Annotated in this window: 20 protein-coding genes, 2 pseudogenes and 1 riboswitch; of the genes and pseudogenes, 9 read left to right on the top strand and 13 right to left on the bottom strand. The window is 43.5% G+C overall.

Features of this window, described 5'->3' with window-relative positions; genetic code table 11:
- Window positions 1-415: 415 nt before the first annotated feature.
- Window positions 416-1336: an NAD(+) kinase gene (locus tag RAM70_RS04100; RefSeq protein ID WP_045361335.1), complete on the bottom strand. Its 921-nt coding sequence runs from the start codon at window positions 1334-1336 to the stop codon at window positions 416-418.
- Between the two features lie 102 nt (window positions 1337-1438).
- A pseudogene (gene ltrA / locus RAM70_RS04105) lies at window positions 1439-3281 on the bottom strand (group II intron reverse transcriptase/maturase).
- Window positions 3282-4328: 1047 nt separating this feature from the next.
- Here ltrA and RAM70_RS04110 point away from each other — a divergent pair.
- The gene (locus RAM70_RS04110) at window positions 4329-4868 is read left to right on the top strand and encodes a phycobiliprotein lyase (protein WP_045361336.1); all 540 of its coding nucleotides are present in this window, start codon (window positions 4329-4331) and stop codon (window positions 4866-4868) included.
- An 86-nt stretch (window positions 4869-4954) separates the two neighbouring features.
- Here the strand turns inward: RAM70_RS04110 and thiC are convergent, their stop codons facing one another.
- The 4 genes from thiC to RAM70_RS04130 form a co-directional block, all read right to left on the bottom strand.
- Window positions 4955-6337 (bottom strand): phosphomethylpyrimidine synthase, encoded by a 1383-nt coding sequence (thiC, locus tag RAM70_RS04115; RefSeq protein ID WP_312672396.1) that lies wholly within the window; start codon window positions 6335-6337, stop codon window positions 4955-4957.
- An 8-nt stretch (window positions 6338-6345) separates the two neighbouring features.
- A riboswitch (TPP riboswitch) is annotated at window positions 6346-6442 on the bottom strand.
- A gap of 487 nt (window positions 6443-6929) precedes the next feature.
- Window positions 6930-8351 (bottom strand): type I glutamate--ammonia ligase, encoded by a 1422-nt coding sequence (glnA, locus tag RAM70_RS04120; RefSeq protein ID WP_045361338.1) that lies wholly within the window; start codon window positions 8349-8351, stop codon window positions 6930-6932.
- Between the two features lie 641 nt (window positions 8352-8992).
- Window positions 8993-9316 (bottom strand): Txe/YoeB family addiction module toxin, encoded by a 324-nt coding sequence (locus RAM70_RS04125; RefSeq protein ID WP_045361339.1) that lies wholly within the window; start codon window positions 9314-9316, stop codon window positions 8993-8995.
- On the bottom strand, window positions 9306-9590 hold the full coding sequence (locus tag RAM70_RS04130) for a type II toxin-antitoxin system Phd/YefM family antitoxin (protein ID WP_012264090.1): 285 nt from the start codon (window positions 9588-9590) through the stop codon (window positions 9306-9308). Before RAM70_RS04130 ends, RAM70_RS04125 begins: the two co-directional genes overlap by 11 nt.
- Window positions 9591-9793: 203 nt before the next feature.
- Here RAM70_RS04130 and RAM70_RS04135 point away from each other — a divergent pair, with 203 nt between their 5' ends.
- Entirely contained in the window at window positions 9794-10531 is a 738-nt protein-coding gene (locus tag RAM70_RS04135; RefSeq protein ID WP_045361340.1) for a PEP-CTERM sorting domain-containing protein, read from the top strand.
- Between the two features lie 34 nt (window positions 10532-10565).
- Here RAM70_RS04135 and RAM70_RS04140 read toward each other — a convergent pair whose 3' ends face one another.
- Both RAM70_RS04140 and RAM70_RS04145 read right to left on the bottom strand, forming a co-directional pair.
- Complete coding sequence (locus RAM70_RS04140) at window positions 10566-11075, bottom strand: PIN domain-containing protein (protein ID WP_008205259.1); 510 nt, start codon at window positions 11073-11075, stop codon at window positions 10566-10568.
- Window positions 11072-11317: a UPF0175 family protein gene (locus RAM70_RS04145; RefSeq protein ID WP_002748168.1), complete on the bottom strand. Its 246-nt coding sequence runs from the start codon at window positions 11315-11317 to the stop codon at window positions 11072-11074. Before RAM70_RS04145 ends, RAM70_RS04140 begins: the two co-directional genes overlap by 4 nt.
- 340 nt (window positions 11318-11657) lie before the next feature.
- On the opposite strand from RAM70_RS04145, the gene RAM70_RS04150 reads away from it, so the two are divergent.
- The 5 genes and pseudogenes from RAM70_RS04150 to RAM70_RS04170 all read left to right on the top strand — a co-directional run bounded on the left by RAM70_RS04150 (window position 11658) and on the right by RAM70_RS04170 (window position 13135).
- Window positions 11658-12074, top strand: a complete 417-nt coding sequence (locus RAM70_RS04150; RefSeq protein WP_287999301.1) for a hypothetical protein — start codon at window positions 11658-11660, stop codon at window positions 12072-12074.
- A 5-nt stretch (window positions 12075-12079) separates the two neighbouring features.
- Window positions 12080-12433, top strand: coding sequence for an immunity protein CdiI family protein (locus tag RAM70_RS04155; RefSeq protein WP_002751842.1), 354 nt, complete (start codon window positions 12080-12082; stop codon window positions 12431-12433).
- Between the two features lie 5 nt (window positions 12434-12438).
- Window positions 12439-12531 (top strand): annotated as a pseudogene (locus RAM70_RS04160) (PEP-CTERM sorting domain-containing protein); the annotation flags it as partial.
- 125 nt (window positions 12532-12656) lie between these two features.
- Window positions 12657-12893: a hypothetical protein gene (locus RAM70_RS04165; protein ID WP_004161776.1), complete on the top strand. Its 237-nt coding sequence runs from the start codon at window positions 12657-12659 to the stop codon at window positions 12891-12893.
- A 2-nt stretch (window positions 12894-12895) separates the two neighbouring features.
- On the top strand, window positions 12896-13135 hold the full coding sequence (locus tag RAM70_RS04170) for a hypothetical protein (protein ID WP_045361344.1): 240 nt from the start codon (window positions 12896-12898) through the stop codon (window positions 13133-13135).
- Window positions 13136-13254: 119 nt separating this feature from the next.
- On the opposite strand, the gene RAM70_RS04175 is transcribed toward RAM70_RS04170, so the two are convergent.
- The 4 genes from RAM70_RS04175 to RAM70_RS04190 form a co-directional block, all read right to left on the bottom strand.
- Window positions 13255-13608, bottom strand: a complete 354-nt coding sequence (locus RAM70_RS04175) for a type II toxin-antitoxin system RelE/ParE family toxin (protein ID WP_008199856.1) — start codon at window positions 13606-13608, stop codon at window positions 13255-13257.
- Complete coding sequence (locus RAM70_RS04180) at window positions 13601-13939, bottom strand: UPF0175 family protein (protein WP_008199858.1); 339 nt, start codon at window positions 13937-13939, stop codon at window positions 13601-13603. Before RAM70_RS04180 ends, RAM70_RS04175 begins: the two co-directional genes overlap by 8 nt.
- A gap of 180 nt (window positions 13940-14119) precedes the next feature.
- Window positions 14120-15682, bottom strand: a complete 1563-nt coding sequence (locus RAM70_RS04185; protein WP_045361347.1) for an iron uptake porin — start codon at window positions 15680-15682, stop codon at window positions 14120-14122.
- 270 nt (window positions 15683-15952) lie between these two features.
- Window positions 15953-16516, bottom strand: coding sequence for a thylakoid membrane photosystem I accumulation factor (locus RAM70_RS04190; protein ID WP_312675805.1), 564 nt, complete (start codon window positions 16514-16516; stop codon window positions 15953-15955).
- Between the two features lie 444 nt (window positions 16517-16960).
- Here RAM70_RS04190 and RAM70_RS04195 point away from each other — a divergent pair, with 444 nt between their 5' ends.
- A complete protein-coding gene (locus tag RAM70_RS04195; protein WP_045361349.1) occupies window positions 16961-17455 on the top strand; it encodes a J domain-containing protein in 495 nt (164 codons plus the stop codon).
- A gap of 5 nt (window positions 17456-17460) precedes the next feature.
- Complete coding sequence (locus RAM70_RS04200; protein WP_045361351.1) at window positions 17461-17733, top strand: DUF3143 domain-containing protein; 273 nt, start codon at window positions 17461-17463, stop codon at window positions 17731-17733.
- Window positions 17734-17857: 124 nt separating this feature from the next.
- On the opposite strand, the gene arsS is transcribed toward RAM70_RS04200, so the two are convergent.
- Window positions 17858-18835: an arsenosugar biosynthesis radical SAM (seleno)protein ArsS gene (arsS, locus tag RAM70_RS04205; protein WP_190380493.1), complete on the bottom strand. Its 978-nt coding sequence runs from the start codon at window positions 18833-18835 to the stop codon at window positions 17858-17860.
- Window positions 18836-18889 lie beyond the last annotated feature (54 nt).

An 18889-nucleotide genomic window follows, 5' to 3' on the forward strand; every position in this document is an offset into this window, starting at 1 on the left:
TTCTGGGTTTGGGGGGTTCTACCCCCAAAAGCCTAGATTTACTGATAAAATCGGAAGTAATGACCAATTTTAGAAGATATACTTAGGGCTTGCTCAATAAATCTAAAAACCTTGTTGGATAATATTTTTAGGCTTTTTTGAAATCAAAAAGTGCCAGCCATTGGAGTGATCGGGGGGGAAATTTAGGCACTTTTTCCCTGAAAATTAGGTAATTGACCCCGGCGGTTCGACAAGCGGTTCGGACCTCGGCGTGAGACTTCGGCGTGAGCTCACCGTCGAAGCCTCACCGTCCACTCGACTGAGCTCGCCGAACGTCCTGAAAATGGGTAAAACCCTACACCCCCCCTGCCCCCCCGATGTCGGGGGGGCAGGGGGGGCCACACCCTACCCCCACGAAAAACTTTTTCAGCAGACCCTAATTATGACGATTGCCATCATAATGAATTCTCGCCCCGGCCCATTGTAATTTTTCCTGTAGAGTCTGATAAAAAGAATAGCTTTCCCGCAGGATAATAAATTGGGCGAATTTTTCGGCTTTGGTAACTCCCACCCATTGCCCGGGCCAAATGGAAGTGGCTAAAGCACCATCCATCCAGAGTTTAGTATTTAATTCGTAGTCTCCCAGGGGCCAAATACTGACCAGAGATGCCGGGGGAATGACAATCGGCCGACTGGAGAGACTCAAGGGACAAATCGGGGTGACAGCGATCGCTTCCATGCCGGGGTGTATAATCGGACCATTAGCGGAAGCGGTGTAACAGGTGGACCCCGTGGGAGTGGCCACTAATAGGCCGTCTCCTTGGTACTGATCTACTATTTCCCCGTCCACTTCGATTTCGAGGATCGAGGTGGGCATCCTATCGATACTAGCGGGTTTCACACACATCTCATTCAGGGCATAAAATGCCTCGCTCACTGGCTGCGGGTTCCTTTTATCCCCTTCATAGATTCTGGCCGTTAACATCATCCGTTGTTGTACCGCATAGTGATCGGATTGTAAACGCTCCCAGACCGTCTCCGTATCTTGGAAAATCTCAAAAGGTTCCGTTAAAAATCCCAGATGGCCGCCGACATTCACCGCTAAAATCGGAATGTCTTCGTGAGCTAAATAGCGAGCGGCGGCTAAAATGGTTCCATCTCCGCCTAAAACGATGGCGAGGTCGATTTTTCCCGATGCTGAGGCTAAAAATACTGGATAGGGATTATCTTTAAAGCCACTGGGTCCCATTAAAACTTTACACTGACGGGCTTCTAACTGTTTAGCGCATTTTTCCGCCCATGCTTTACTTTGGGGATGGTTGGCCTTGTGAGCGATGATTACTTGTTTTAACTGCACGGAGTTGAGACCTGGTTCGGAGGTTATTAGGGGTCGAGAAGGTCGTCACCGACCTCCCCTCCCATTCAGAACCGTGCGTGATACTTTCGCATCACACGGCTCCTAGTTTGACTGTTCCCCTGTTAAGGATACAACTTGACATCTTTTGGTTGTCCTTGTATTATCTACATTAACTTCTGATGGTGTCAATGTAGATGATTTTTAGGCTTCCATCCGATGCCGATTTATCATCGTGACAGTGGCGGTGTAGTAATTGAAGGTTTTTGTATTCGTCCTTTCCGCCTAAGCTTAGAGGGTGAATGTGGTCAACTTCAATTAAATCCGATGGGGTGAAATACTGCCCACATCGGCTACACTTGCCTTGTTGCTTCTTAAGTAGTTTGGCTACTCTTGTCGGTGTGTCGATTGCTTGTCCTCTTCTGGTCGCCCAGTAAGTCCAATTTCCGTCATAAGGTGATGCGTCGGGGCGTACTAGGGTATGTCTGACAATTGGTGTCCAATTATGTTTCCATAATTGATAACCATCTTTGGTTTGAAATAACCAAGATTCGTGTCTTTCTTTCCCATTGCTGAGTTTAACTGTACCCGGTCTAAAGTAGTTTCTCAGCTTTTCGTAGCTCGCTTTACCACATCTTGATACTGTCCATGCCCTTAACATTAACCAGACTGTGTTGTCTAATTTATTGAAGGTATCCGTAGATACTACTCCTGAGTAGTAGTTAGCCCAACCTCTAATGATTGAGTTTAGTTGACTAATCAGGGCTGTTTGGGGTGATGTTCTGTGTTTTTTAATTACACCCTTAATCGCTTCTGTGTGGGCTTTAACTGCTTTTTGGCTGGGTTTAATGTGGGTTTTGTGACCAATTAATCGTCTTCCCCCTCCTATTTTCCCAGATTTGTATTTTCCTACTGGATATTGCCTGATATTGAATCCTAGAAAGTCAAAACCGGGTTCTTCTGTTTTCCCATTGTATTCAATGGGGTTGAGTGTATGACACACTCTGGTTTTCTCTGGTTTGAGTTCTAATCCAATGGGTTTTAACCATTCAGAAATAGCAGTTTTGCACTGTTCAATGATTTCGAGTGATGGGGAAATTACTACAAAATCATCGGCGTATCTTATTGAGACGGCTTGGATATATCTCTTTTTGGGAAATAAAGTTTCAATTAATCTTGCCATTCCATCCAGTGCGATGTTGGCTAGTAGTGGACTTATTACCCCTCCTTGGGGTGTCCCTGTTTCTGTTTCTTCAAATACGCCGTTATCCAATACTCCTGCTTTGAGCCATTGTTTTATGTCTCTTTTCAGGGAACTTGGACAATGAATTTTGGACAGTAAAAAGTTGTGATTAATTCGGTCAAAGCACTTGGCAATATCGGCATCTAACACAAAGTAGCTACCTTGATTAATGGTGATGTATATTCTTGATATTGCGTCTTGGGCAGACCTTCCCGGTCGGAAACCATAGCTGGTTCCTTCCATTTTTGACTCCCATTCTGGCTCAAGTGCCGATTTAATCAACGCTTGTTTAGCTCTGTCTTTGATGGTCGGTATTCCTAATGGACGTTTTTCATCCCTACCGGGTTTAGGAATCCATACCCTTCTTAACGGTTTTGCTTTAAGTGTTCCTTTGATTTCTTCGGTTAGATTTAGCCTTTGTTCTGGGGATATTGTTATCATTCCATCTACTCCTGCTGTTTTCTTTCCTTGATTATCTTGGGTTACTTTGCGAACCGCTAATAGACGAGCGTAGTACGATTTCACCAATAGACGTTGCCACCTTCTAACTTTTGCATCCTGTCCCGATTTAGCCGCTTGGTATATTCTCTTTTGGAGCTTGAAAACATATCTTTGGACTTTCGCCCAATTGATAGCTTTCCATACATTCGTAGTCTTAGTGGTTTTCGGTTTCCCGAACCCTTTACCTTCTCTCGATTTCGTCATATAGACTCCTACTAGACTCTATCCTTACAATCAAACCGTAACCCGTTAGCATATCTTGACTATTACCGTCAAGCGTTGGCTTTTGGTTACATCTCACACCCTTAAAGGCTTGCGCTTACACTTATCACTGCTGGGTATTTCGACCGATACTCAGAGCCTAAAAGGGTTTATAACGTTCCGTTTATATGGGCATTCCATCTTTAGATTTGTCCTATCCACCGGGGTACTTTAACAGGTCTGTGTAAGTGAAATATAAAAGTCCTTACTTTTCCCCTTATTCTTTTGAACGCAGTGTTTCAACCTATTTCACTGCTTAGTTATTACGATGGTTCAGGTCGGACATTTGGCTCACGCCTAATCATGGATGGTTGGCAGTGGTCTCGATTCTGGTGTTAGGTTACACCTCGGAGCCTTCCGTTCCCCGCTTCAGTCCCAGAATTGTGATTTCTGAATCTGGGGGTGGCTATCGCCGTTACTCTCACCCTTGTAGCAATTGTAAATAATTGTTACAAAGTGTATTGACCTTGAGTTCCCTTGCCTAGTTTGGTATCGGGTGATACTAAACGTCGGGACATATAAACAGTTATAAGGTTGGTCAAGGTTGACCTTTTAGATTCAGTCAAGGGACTGAAGACCTTACTAGGCGGTTATTTCAGGCATTTCAGCCCTATTTCATGCCTAAACGTTTCGCACCTATATTTTTAACAATACCAAGACTGGGCAGATCGGGTGAAAAGTAACAGGTAAAAAAGGGGGTTGGGGGAATCACCTCGGCCTCACTGTAGCCAATTTGACAGAATTAATCGATAGATAGAGGTAAATGGAAGTAACTAGGATAAGTTCGCAGGTTTTAGCAATCTTATCCCCTTTTTTCCCTGTAACTGCTGTATCTGTGTCACTTTTTCCCAATTATCTCCCTCAACAGCCCTACCACTTAATTTCCCCGCAAGGTTATAATTGTATTAAGATGTGTAACAGTTCTCTGGCAAACTCTTGACAAAGGATAACAAATCTGCTCTCCCAAAAAACAGGAAAGGTTTTATTTCTATGACATTAATTCAAACCGCCCAATTATCGCTGGAAACCTCGGCTTTAGCCTTTTTTAAGCAGACAGAAGGACGCTGGCAATCCCAGAGACGTTATTACACCCTCACCCAAGAAACGGAACCCCAAGAAGTTATCAGCGCCATCGAGATTAAATATTTACCCCAAGGCAGCGAACCATTAATTCAACTTGCCCGTTTACATAATCTGGAAGATATAGCTTTATTAGGTGGCACGGAAGTGACTTGGCAAAGTAATTATCTCCGTCCCCAGAGTAAAAAACCCTCCAACGGTTCCACTATATTCGGTATTTTAGATAATATTCTCTATCGCGATCGGGGATTTGCGACGGATAAACCCGTTAGTGCCATTTATACCTTTCCTAACCCCTCTACTCTCTGTCTGAGAACAGAATACGCCGGTTCTGTCTTTGAAGAAGAAATTAAACTCATCGGTCAACAATATCGCACCCGACAAACTATTATCTCTCGCGCCGGTCAAGAATTGATGATCGGTCAATATCTAGAAAAACGGGTCAATTAGTCAAAAAATGGCGGCTATTCCCAGAATTTTGACTTCTATGCTAGGAATAGGGCTGAAATCAAATCAGCCCTTCCAATAACCTCCCTTTAAACTGGGGTTAAATTGTCTTGATTCTGACTAGCGAGAAACTTCTCTAATTCCGTAATTGCATCGGCATCTACCTTAGTTTGCATGGGACAGAATTTCGGTCCACACATCGAACAAAACTCCGCAGTCTTATAGATATCTGCGGGTAAAGTCTCATCGTGGTATTCCTTAGCGCGATCGGGATCCAAGGATAACTGAAATTGACGATTCCAATCGAAATTATAACGAGCAATGGAGAGTTCATCGTCACGATCGCGCGACCCGGGACGATGACGGGCGATATCTGCCGCATGAGCCGCTATTTTGTAGGCAATTAAGCCATTTCGCACATCTTCAGCGTTGGGTAAACCGAGATGTTCTTTCGGGGTGACATAACACAACATCGCCGTCCCGTACCAACCCGCCAGAGCCGCCCCGATCGCCGAAGTGATATGATCGTACCCTGGAGCAATATCGGTGACAAGGGGACCAAGAACATAGAAAGGTGCTTCGCTACACTCCTCCATTTGTTTTTTCACATTAAACTCAATTTGGTCCATGGGAACATGGCCCGGTCCTTCCACCATCACCTGTACATCGTGTTCCCAAGCGCGACGCGTCAGTTGGCCGAGGGTTTTCAATTCCGCTAATTGGGCTGCATCGGAAGCATCGTGGGTACAACCGGGACGCAGGGAGTCACCGAGACTAAAAGAAACGTCATAACGCTTGAAAATCTCGATAATTTCATCGAAATGGGTATAGAGAGGATTTTGCTTGTGGTGGTGTAACATCCACTTAGCAATAATACCACCCCCCCGGGAGACAATCCCGGTCAGACGGGTTTTGACTAAAGGCAGGTGTTCGATGAGGATTCCCGCGTGAATCGTCATGTAGTCTACCCCTTGCCCGGCGTGTTTTTCGATAATATGGAGGAAATCTTCGGCGGTTAGTTTTTCAATATTGCCGTGAACGCTTTCCACCGCTTGATAGATGGGTACAGTACCGATGGGGACAGGAGAAGCATTGATAATCGCAGTGCGAATTTCGTCCAAATTACCGCCACCCGTGGAGAGATCCATCACCGTATCCGCGCCGTATTTAACCGCTAGGTGTAATTTTTCCAGTTCTTCGTTAATATTCGAGGAGTTAGGCGAAGCCCCGATATTAGCATTAACTTTACACTTAGAAGCAATACCGATCGCCATGGGTTCGAGGTTGAGGTGATTGATATTAGCGGGAATAATCAGTCTTCCCCGGGCAATTTCGCCGCGAATCAATTCGGGAGAGAGATTTTCCCGTTTTGCCACATACGTCATCTCTTCGGTAATTATCCCCTGACGGGCGTAGTGCATTTGCGATACATTTGCTTGTCCGCGCCGGGGGGCAACCCATTCTTGTCTCATAATTTTATTTCCTCTGTAAACAGCTTCCCTACGCTGGAATTACCCAGTCTCAGGTTCTAAGGGTCTTTCTCAGCCTGATTGCCTCAGACACCCCTAGCTATGACGGCAATTGTATCACTCTTGACGACTGAGGAGATAAAGCTTAAGATTGTTGTTTGATTAGGCGGTTATCAGTTATCAGTTATCAGTTATCAGTTATCAGATGTGAGTTTTGGCTCTTCTGGTTTCTGTGTGGAAACGAGGTCTATACTGATAGTTTATTTAACAAAATAGTCCTAAAAGTCTTTCCCAGTAAACATTTCACGATTTCATAAGCAAAAATTATCACACAAAGTCGAGAAGAGCCGAGTTTTCAGTTCACTGATTATACTAAATTCGGTTATTAAAAACTGATTATTTATTCCCCCTTTTGCCTCTTGCCTTCTGCCTCTTGCCTCTCCTGATATGTAGCCTATGCTCAACGGATTTAGTATTACTGTTTACTGTTTACTGTTTACGGCAAAAAACTTCCCACTTCCCCAACCCCTTGCTGATTCCGAAAAAAAGGGCAGGCAAAAGCCTACCCTAGGATTAATGATTATTCAATCAAACCTTAGACATCGTAGTAGAGAGAGAACTCGTAGGGGTGGGGACGTAAGCGCATCGGGTTAACTTCGTTATCGAGTTTGTAGGTGATCCAGTTTTGGATAAAGTCTTCGGTAAAAACACCAGAATCGGTCAAGAAAGCGTGATCTTTTTCGAGACTTTCCAGAGCTGCTTCTAGAGAACCGGGGGTAGAGGGTATTTTTGACAATTCTTCGGGGCTGAGTTCGTAGATATCCACATCGAGAGGTTCCCCTGGTTCAATTTGATTTTTAATCCCATCGATACCGGCACAGAGCATGGCGGCAAAAGCGAGGTAGGGGTTAGAAGTGGCATCAGGACAACGGAATTCTAAACGTTTGGCTTTCGGGTTGCTTCCCGATAAAGGAATCCGAATCGAAGCGGAGCGATTACCTTGGGAGTAGGCCAGGTTTACAGGGGCCTCAAAACCGGGGACGAGACGCTTGTAAGAGTTGGTGGTGGGGTTAGTTAAAGCTAAGAGCGCGGGAGCGTGTCTAAGCAAACCACCGATGTAGTGCAGTGCCATTTGACTAAGTCCGGCGTATTTATCCCCAGCGAACAGGGGTTGACCATCTTTCCAGATAGACTGGTGAACGTGCATCCCGGAACCATTATCGCCAAAGATGGGTTTAGGCATAAAGGTGACGGTTTTACCGTATTTCTTGGCCACGTTCTTGATGCAGTATTTATAGGTCATCAAGTAGTCGGCAGCCCGTACTAGGGTAGAGAATTTAATCCCTAGCTCGTTTTGACCACCAGTAGCGACTTCATGGTGATGTTTTTCGATGGGAACTCCGCAGTCGGCCATGGTTAAGAGCATTTCCGTGCGAATGTCTTGAGAGGTATCGGTGGGACTAACGGGGAAATAACCCTGTTTGTAGGCGGGTTTATAGGCAAGATTTCCGTCCTTTTCGTCTTTACCGCTATTCCAACGACCTTCGACACTATCCATGTAGTAATAGCCGGAGTTGGCGGTTTGGTCAAAACGAGCGCTATCAAAAAGGAAAAATTCTGCTTCCGGTCCAAAATATACGGTATCACCTAAACCGGTAGTGCTAAGATAATCGATCGCTTTCTGAGCAATAGAGCGAGGATCGCGGCTATACCATTCACCGGTTCTCGGTTCTTTGATGCTACAGATCATGCTTAGGGTAGGTTCCTTGTAGAAGGGATCGATCCAAGCGGTGGTAGGATCGGGAACCATGGCCATATCGGATTCGTTAATTGCTTTCCAACCGCGAATACTGGAACCATCGAAGGCAACACCATCGCTGAAAGAGCTTTCATCGATTTGATCGTAGTAGAACGAGCAGTGTTGCCAGATACCGGGCATATCAATAAATTTTAGGTCAATAATCTTAATATTGTTGTCCTGAATCATTTTCAAGACTTCTTGTGGCGTTTCGGGCATGGAAAACTCCTTTGACGTATGGATCGGTTCTTAAGCTTCTCAAAAAACCCATCCTAAACAGTCACTTTGTCCAGTTTTGTATTTTTCGATACAAAATCTTTGATCCTAGCTTGAAAAAATCTGTAATTTTCTTGTTCAGGTCGGTAATGGCTCCCAATGGCGATTTGCCCATCGGCTTCTACTGTCTCGGCTCTCTTATTCTTTGTGTGATAAGTTCAACTTAATATGGAAGCGGTCAATCTTTGTGTCCTTCGTGCCTTTGTGGTTCGTTCCACATTTTACCCACCAAACCCAAGAGGGCCGGCTATTTTGACACAATCATGATAGATGTCCTTGGCTGGCATGGTAATCTCCTCCAATTGCCCTCATTTTAACGGAAGACGATAGTTCGCCTGAGAAGCAGTAAAACAGGGGAAAACACCTGAGACTCCCTGCTCTGTCAACCCCTAAGCTAGGGAGAGAAATGTAAAGATTTATAAAATTGTAGCTTTTGATACAGTTGTGAGGGGGGAGTGTGTATTGTTTCCCTGTCCTCCTTCTGTCTTGGGTTAAGCGATAGCCCAACCCAAGCTACGAGGGGGAACCTACTACGTTCTTTGTCCCCTTTCTCCTGTAACAGTTCTTGATGGGTTTGTCTGAGTTTAGCCTGATTGATAATGATAGCGAGCTTGTAAAAAATAAACCTTATTTCCTGTGACTTTATAAACCAAACGATGCTCTAAGTCGATCCGTCGTGACCAAGTGTCGGCAGCAATATACTTAAGAGGTTCGGGTTTACCCAATCCTGTAAACGGATCGCCATCCAAAATATCTGCCACTAAGTCTAAAATTTTATCGCCTTTTTTCGGTTCGTTCCGATACCACCAAGCTAGATCTGCTTTGAAATCAGGACTAAAAACGGGCAAATAACCATGAATAGGATTTTTTTTAGGTTTATCTGGCTTATTTTCTCTTTTACGACTCAATTCCTAACTCCTCTTTCAATTCAGCTAATGTTTGAGGAGTTGCATCTTCTGTCTGGGTCCATGCTAAAGAGCGAAATAAGCGTTGGGCATTTTCTGGCGATCGCAATAAATAAACACACTCTAATAAACTGGAAAGCTCATCTTCAGCAATTAAGGCGACATTTTTCTGATTGCGACGCTTAATGACGATAATTTGCGATTCGTCACACACCTGATCTAAGATACTGGCTAAATTCATTCTCGCCTGAGAGTAAGTGGTTTCTTTGCTTAACATGATTTTTAGGGGAGACTTGTACAACCTTATTGTACACTTTAAAGCTCTTGAAGTCCCCAAAAACCCCAAAATCTGAGTCGCTCGTTAGGGAGAAAAATGTAAAGATTTATTAAATTGTAGCTTAGGATACAGTTGGGGGGGAGTGTGTATGCTTGTTTTTAGTTTTTTCAAGCCAAAATACATTTTTTAAGAGGAATTTAGCCATGACATTGGCAAAACTTGTCAAAAACTCCGTGGGAGGGGGCGCAATACTTATCAGTCTGGCGGTAACTGGGAATGCACAGGCTGCTATATTGTCCTATGGCGGTGCTGGCGCAACTCAGGGCTTTAACCCTGGCACTCTCAACATTGGTCGCCAATTTACCGTCACCGGGTCGGGCATCACTGTCATAGACTTGGGCGTTTTCGACTTGGGCGGGAATGGCTTGGTAGACTCACATGATGTAACCCTGTTTAAAATCAACTCAGGTGCAGGGGCAGCGAACGCCAATGTCTCAGCCATCAATGGCGGTTCGGTCAATATCGCCAGCGGCACTGGTGCTTCACTAGAAAGTTCCTTTCGCTTTAAATCCCTTACCAACGCCATCTATTTAGCACCGGGCGATTACTCGGTAATTGCATACGGCCTGAATAAAAGTCGCGATGCCTATGGTGAAGGTGGGCAGCTTCCTGCGGGGGGCAACGTCAGCAATATTGGCTTTACTCCTTTTGAGTTTGTCACTGCCAGTAGCCCTGCTTATCCTAGCGCAGGCGATACTAATACCGCCTTGTCTAGCGCATCTTTTCGTTACAACTTAGGCAACACTACCTCTACCTCTGTTCCCGAACCCTCCTCCATCCTCAGCCTCCTCGCTCTCGGCACTCTCGGCGCAGCTTCAACCCTGAAGCGTAAACTAAAACCCTCCCAATCCACCGAAAAAGAAACCACAAAAGTAGGCTAAATTGCCTCTAAAAATACCATAAATACCCCTTCATTCAATCTTGAGGGGGTTTATTTTTTTCTTCATCAACAATCTGTAAAACACTGCTGTATAAAGGTGCAGCCACCCAAAATCCTGCTTGATCAATCAAAGCGTCTAGTAGGGGTTTCACCTCAGAGATTAACCCTCGATTCTTCGCCTCAACTAAAATGCCCAGAATTCCTGTGTATCGAAGATTAAGTCTAGCAGCAATTCTACGACCACGACGCTCATCAATCAAAACTTGATCTGCTCCCAACTCAAGTGCTAAAGCAATAGCCTCAGCTTCTCCCTTATCTAGTTCATCTGCAAGAGCTTCAATCACTGTGCGGTTAGTTACCGTTCGAGTTTGAATCCAATCTAAGGTTTGGACTTCTATTGAACCTGCTACCGGAAAATCAGGCTCAGTTAATTCTCGATAAACTGCTTCAGGAATAAAAACTATTTCGTAAAGTTGTTGTAGCAGATGAAGTTGATTAATGGCGGCAAGATTGTTGATAGGGGATGTATCACTGACAACAATCACAATCTTCCCATCTCCCGCAAGTTCTTAATATCCTGTTCAAAATCTTCGACATCGTAGTGTACCGGAATTTGACGACTTGCAAGTAGGTGTTGAAAAGCAATACGATTCATTCCTGCAAATCGACTCGCTTGAGCAAGGGTGAGCTTCTCTTTTTGAAAGAGCATGACCGCAATTTCCTGCCTCATCTCAGCTTCAGTCATGCGTGTGGCACTGAGAATTTCATCGGAGATATCAATACTCATAGCTATAACCCTATCTATCCCTTCCTATTGGAATAATATCATAACCCCGTTCATTTAGTCAGTTGAGGGGGTTTATTTTTTGCGTCTTTTCCTCTTACACATTTTACACATTAAGAATCGGTTTTATGCTATTGAGTTACCAAAGCCAATAGAAGAGGCTTTATTATCAGTTGCCAACTAAAACCGTCCCAATCCACCGAAAAAGAAACCACAAAAGTAGGCTAAATTGCGTCTAAAAATACCATAAATGCCCCTTCAATCAATCTTGAGGGGGTTTTATTGTATAATTGAGGGATGAGTAAACTAGATCAACTTACGCAATCTTGAGCTATAATCGGCAATGAGGTCGAATCCGAACAACGATCAGAAAAAACTCCTGATTGCTGAACTTAAAAAAGCAGCAATCAAACATACCCCAGAAAATATTATCATAATTACTCAAGATACTAGCGGGAAAATTGTTTTTCTAGAAACTGGAAAAGCAGGTGACAAAGGTTCTGGATTGCTGCATATTCTAGAAAATCATCGAGAAGATTTTCTCCAGAGAGGTATTACTGAAGAACAAATTCCCGATTTAATTGTAACAGCTATTAGTGAGGGAAAAATTATTGGCATACAAGGAAAAAGTCGCATAATTTATCAAGTAGAAATCAATGGAATTATTCAGTATGTTTCTCTAGAAATTAGTCATAATGGTTACTTAGTGAGTGCTAATCCAACTCCAACTCGATTAATTAACAAACTTATTCAGGAATGATAGTTATGGCAATCAGAATCAAACTTTGGGCAGATTATGGAAGTTACCCACTTTGGGGAGTAGATGAAATTGATAACATTGCTCCTGAAGAATTGCCATTAAGTAAAGAAACTATTCAGCGTTTAAACGCATGGCAGGATACTTACGATAAGACTTTAAATCAAGACTATCCACCTTTATCAGATTTTCCTAATCAGCAAGCTGAAATGGATTTTAAACAAGAAGGAATTAGTTTATGGAAACAGTTACGTCTTGAACTGGCCCCGGATTATGAAGTTTTCTACCAAAATGAAGGTCAATTGTTCAGACATCCTAAGGAAATAACCACAAAATCTACAGTACAAAAAATAACAGTTTGAGTATCATCACCCTCGGCACTCTCGGCGCAGGTGCAACCCTTAAGCGCCAACTAAAACCCTCTAAATCCACTGAAAAAGAAACCACAAAAGTAGGCTAAATTGCCTCTAAAAATACCATAAATGCCCCTTCATTCAATCTTGAGGGGGTTTTGTTTTTTTATATCTCTTTTTTGGCAATAGATGCTATAGTGAAGGGCCACTCTTTAAGATTGCTTGCTTGATCGTGGACTTTGAGATTATCAGCGATATCACGAATATCGAGATTATTGCCACAGGAACAGGAATTCGTAATCGGGAACGGTTGCAAAAACAGTATGGCAAAGGTAAATGGAGAAAATTAAAGGGCATAGCCCAAGTTCAGCTTCCCAATGGTATAGTAAGGTTAGCTGAAGTCCATTGGTATGAAGCTCATGGCATCGGCAAAAAAGAATTTAAGCTCAAGTTACCGTTTCTAGATTGACCATGAAAATAGAGTCATCTCCCACAAATAAGTTCGCAGTTTGTCTCAATAATGAAGGCTACGAAGCTTCACTAGAGGTGGGCAAAATATACCGCGTTATCCCTGATGAGACAGCGGAAATAAACAGTCTAATTCGGGTTATTGATGAAAGTGGTGAAGATTACGCTTTTTCTGTGAATCGGTTTCATCCTATTGAGTTACCAAAGCCAATAGAAGAGGCATTGTTATCAATGGCCAACTAAAACCCTCTCAATCCACTGAAAAAGAAACCACAAAAGTAGGCTAAATTGCCTCTAAAAATACCATAAATACCCCTTCATTCAATCTTGAGGGGGTTTATTTTTGGCATCTATTAATACTTCTAAAAATTGTCAAACTTATTAATGATGTCTTGAATTTGCTGCGCTGGGATGTCTGTTTGGTCAGATTTGGCATAGATGAGGAGCATCAAAACACAACTATTGTCTTTAAGTTGATAGATAACACGATAGCCGCTACTTTTGCCCTTTTGAATATCGCTGTTTTTGAGGCGAACTTTAAAGACAGTGTAGCCCGTCCCTGGGATTCGATCGCCGATGAATTTGCCTATCTGAAGGTCATCAATTAGGGGTTGTATATCAGTACGAATGCTCCGATAGCGTTTGGCGAGGGTGCGAAGTCGGTCCTTGAATTCATCAGAGAAAAGGATTTTAATAGAGGGGATTCCTTCAGACATCTATGCCATCCCACAGTTCAGAGATGGGATGTACTTTGCCTTCTTTAGCTTGCTGAAGAGAAATACAAAGACTGGTGAGGATCAGTTCTTTGGGTTCGTCGTCGGGGTCAGTGGATGGAGTGAGGATATTACGCGATACTAGCAATTGGTAGAAATCATCGAGTGCCATTCCCGTTAGTTCGGCTGCTTGTTCAAATTGAAGACGTTGCTGCTGATAGAGCATGATAGCGATTTCCGTGAGCATTTGAGCTTCAGTCATTTGGACTGTTTGCAGAAGTTCAGTAGGAAGGATGAGGCTCATAGAGGTTTCATTAAGTGGTGGTAACTTCATTGTATCGCCATTAAAAAGTAAACCACAAAAGTTGGCTAAATTGCTTCTAAAAATACCATAAATGCCCCCTTAATTCAGTTAGTTTAGAGTGCAAAACGCCAGAACAGCAGCCGGTTGTCGAGAGATGATGTCAAATCCCGTCATACTTTATCTTTATTTCTGACCTGCTGCCTAGACAAATTAGAAAGTAAAAGTCGTGCGGATAGTACCGATAACTAAGGTGGAATTGTTGTTATTTGAGTTGGGAGAAGTAATCACGATTACCCCCGGAGTAAGGGCAATATTATCGGTGAGTTTCCACTCATAAAATCCTTCGATATGAAAGGAAGTATCGGGATCATTAGTGCCACTACCATCATTTAATCTAATACTAGAACTAGATACCCAAGGCTGCATACCAACAATAATACCGGCGGTATTTCCTTCCTTAAATAAATCAGGAAAAGCCAAAGTTATCGCCCAATTCCAGATATCTAAATCCCCGCGTTCTAGTTGTCCATCTAAAGTGCTAAGAGTTCTCGCTTTTGTGTAACCCCCCCAACCACCGAGGACAAAACCATCGACAATTCGCCAACTAAATTGTAAACCCAAACTATTATTAATTGTCGGGACAGCCTCCCCGAATAGCTCTTCGGTGAAAAATTGGAAATTCGAGCGCTGGCTTCCCGTTCCCGTATCTAATTGGTTATAACCATGAAAGTAGGATAAAGCAATGCCAAAATTCTCGTTTGGAACATAACCCAGCTGCCCTAGGGCAGTATAGGAACCGTTAAATAAACCCGCGCCCGGGTTAGGATCGTTAGCATCTCCAGCAAGATAACCGGCGCTGAATTGGAAAGCCCCATAATTACCCTGTAAACCGAGTCCAGTTTGTCCGGGGGCAAAATAAAGGGGATTGCGGGTACCAAAAGCGGAAAGCGCCCCACTAGCACCATCTCCATCCAAAAAGTTGAGGGTATTGGTAAAGTCATCTTTAGCACCTCCCGTCGCTTCTAACCAGAGTTGGATATTTTCCGTTAGGGGGAAACTGTAGTTTAAAACTTCTAGTAGTAAATCATTGCCGTCCGGTTGAGTAAAGGCTAAGGTACTTGCAAAAGTTCCCGTCGTATCGGCTAAATCGGCAATATTTCCCGTTGCTAGACGGGTATAGAGTAAATCTTTGCCTGTGAAGCTAGTATTTAATTCTAAACGGGCCCGATAACCAAAAGCTGGTACTTGGGGAATCCCTTCACCACCGTTTTTTTCTCCTGTGGCTACCCCATATAATGCCATCACCACTTCCCCAGTTAATTTAGTGGTGGTGGAAAATTGATTATTTTCCAGAAAAGCGACTCGATTTTCTAAGTTATCAACCCTTGCTCCTAGGGCTGCTAATTCTGTCTCGAATTCCCTGACTAATCGCTTGATTCTGTCTAGATCTTCTTTTAATACCGCCACTCCTTCTTGAATCAATCTTTCTAGGGTATTTAAGCAAGCATTCAACCCCGCGGCAAATTCCCAACGAGTTAAAGCGCGTTCACCGCGAAAAGTGCGGTCAGGATAACCTACTATACAACCATACCTCTCCACGAGACTTCTTAAGGCCTCAAAAGCCCAGGCGGTGGGAGAAACATCCCGCAATTGATTGACACTTGTTACCTGTGCCATGGGGTTACTAGAGAGGTTTTCGAGACTATTAGCCAGTACCGGACCAGAAAAACCCAGTAATATCGCTGCTGTTAGGAAATTTTGCTTGATTTTCATTGCTGGTTCCCACACCTACAAGAATGATTATTGTTCTCAGTATAATCAGGTTAGCAAACTTTTTCCAGTCTGGCACTGTTGCAAATATTTTTCAAATGTTACTCCAGATAAAATCTGAATTGCCTAGCATTTATTGGTTCAAATAAATCTTAAATGATAATAAAAGCAATAAGTAAATAATTTTATTGTTCCTAAGAACAAGATAGAGACGCTGCTGACAGCATCTCTAAATGATTATTTTTGGTTCAATTGAGGATAAAAAAGAGGTAACTAGCGCAATTCGGCGTTAAACTCGTTAAAAGAGCGTCTTTTTAACTCTAGCGATTGCGATCGAGGCAAAAGATCAAAAACCTTTCTTAAGACATCATCCACATCTTCATATTTAACATTGCCCAAACCATCATAAACCACTTTACCTTGTTGGTCTAAAACCACCGTTTGGGGAACCCCACCGCGATAATAGTAACCCGGCTCATCGGCACGATAGGAAGACTTTAAGGGGATAGAATCGACAGTAACGGGGATAATACTGGCGGCGCGACCGTAAAACTCTTGAAAACGGGAGACAATCGCCGCAAATCGCTTACAATCACTACTATCATCCAGATAATAGACAATAATAGCCGGAATTTTCCGTTGAAAAGTTTCCGCTAAATTGAGACGCGGTGGTACGAGGGAACCATTACCCGCATAGACCACAAAAATATTACCATCGAGGCGATCGTCATCGATTCCCGCGTAGGCGCTAGGGGTTAGCCAAGGAGACAAACTCGCCAGGGCCATAATAAGAAAAACAAGACAGATCTGAAGACGCAGCCGATAACGAGATTTCATGATCAACAGGGTTAAAATATTAAGACAATTTTCAGTTTGACATACCCCACGCCGTAAACGGACGTGGATTCTTCTAGCATCACTGCTGAGAATTTCTGGCTCAACGAGTCCACTTGAATTAGATTCCTGGCGAAATCCCACCCAGAGGTGGTTCTCTCCTCAGACTTTCGCTCCCTTACAGAAGCCTGTTTTCCTATGCCCTAGGATACAGTTCAAAACCTCTAAAATAATTGGTTTCTCTGGTACTTGACGCTTAGAGCTTTTACCTATAGGAGCATTCCCCTATAGAACCCCATAACTCTAGTTTTCAAGGTGCGTTCATCGGTTGATGACTGGGTTTTTTAAGCGGTTGCTTACCCGGCCCGCTATTCTTAATATCATACATCACATAAAGTCGCCCTAAAAGGGCGAGGCTTTAAACCCAATTTTTCGGTAAAAAATCTTGTGACCTTCGAGCGCGATAATTCCCAAACCACCCCGCGAGTCATTGCCGCTAACTCGCGCTTTGCCGATACTTATTATGCCATTCTAGGACTACATCCGAGGGCCTCGGTGATCGAAGTGCGACGCGCCTATCGGGAACTCAGCAAACGATACCACCCCGATACTACCGAACTCAGCCCCGAAGTGGCAAAGGTTAAATTCCAGCGTCTTAACGAAGCTTATGCCACCCTGAGTAATCCCGATCGCCGTTCCCTGTATGATTTACAGATAGGTTACTCGCGCTGGAATGTCATCCAAACCATCCCCGATAGCGATGAACCCATAGCTAATCGTAGCGCCTATCTCGATCCTACCGATCGCCCCCTATCTTCGGGAGAAATTTTTGCTTTGTTTATCTTGGCACTCACCCTGCTCGGCTGCTTGTTACTAGCGGTGATTATTGCTATGCTTCGAGGAGAGAATGCTGTCACTGTAGCCCAATTATTTTTGATTTAGATGCGATGAAGATTCCCACTGCTGATACTCCCCTCTATAATCATCCCTTACCGGCGATCGAAGCATGGCTAGTTAAATTAGGTTGTCGGAAAAATAGCGAGAATGTCCACTGTTGGATCGTCGAAAAACCGACATGGAAAGCGGAAATCTGCCTCGATATCGAAGAAATCACCGTTCGTTACTTTCGGGCAGCCAATGACGGCAGTGACATCAATCGCGCTTTTAAATACTCCCTTAGTCGCCAAGATATCGAATCGGCGGTTTTTTCTGGTCCCTAATCATCCAAACTTTTGACTATCTAACATTACTCGTTAAGACAGTGCCGGAGTTGGCAGCAGGGAGAGTTAGTCCGAGCATTTGTACTAAATTTTCCAAGACACGCTGTCAATCCAGTACACTTGTTCAGCTTGAAATCAAAGCTCCTCCACAACTGGAACCGCTGCCAGCAGTGCAACCGTAGCAATAGGAAGCGGTTTGTACCTCTGCAATTACATCTAAACTATCCGCTTGTAATAAATCCGGCAGGGTTAATTTTTGGCCTTGACTGGTGCAAGCGGCCCGATCCTCCATCTGATTAAAATCGCAGTCATAGATATTACCCAAATAATCAATGGAAAGCTGATTACGACACATCAAATGCTCGATAGTATCGCCATTAAAATAGTCTTCGAGGAATTGAAGATAGGGTTGATAGAGTTGCCGGTGTTCCAGATGGAAGCGTGTCCTTCCGACGGGTAGGTTAGTGATAGTAAATAGATTGTTAAAAGAAATATTAAAATGTTCTTGCAAGAACTTTTTGTAATCCCGTGTCAGGGATAGTTGATCCGGTGTGAGAGAAAAATTCTCTGACTTAGGAATCTGGGGATTATAGACTAAATCCACAATCAAATTCGGCTCTTGAGCGTAGCCGAGACGGTTCAACCATTGTAAAGCGGCGATTGATCGGTCATAGACTCCCAGACCGCGCATTTTATCCACATTATCGGCAAGATAACAGGGTAAAGAAGCCACCACCCGCAGCTGATGGCCAGCGCAATATTCAGGAATATCAGTAAATCCTTTCTCGAAATAAATAGTTAAATTCGAGCGCACGATTACCTCTTTCCCAGCTTTTCTAGAGGTTTCCACAATTGGTTTAAAACCGTAGAGCATTTCTGGGGCGCCGCCGGTCAGATCGACGGTTTTAATTTGGGGAAATCTTTCGATCAGTTCGATAATTTGTTCGCACACTTCTGGAGTCATTTCTTCGGAGCGAACTGGACTAGCTTCCACATGACAATGGCTACAAGCAAGGTTACATCTTTTTCCCAAATTAATTTGCAGAACCGAGATTTTTTGCTTAGTTAAAGGAGTTTTTAGTTTCTCAACAAAAGGAGTCATGGGAGAGTAATCAGTAAACAGTAATCAGTAAACAGTGAACAGTGACCAATCAAT

The sequence above is a fragment of the Microcystis wesenbergii NRERC-220 genome (assembly GCF_032027425.1).
GTDB classification, from domain to species: Bacteria; Cyanobacteriota; Cyanobacteriia; order Cyanobacteriales; family Microcystaceae; genus Microcystis; species Microcystis wesenbergii_A.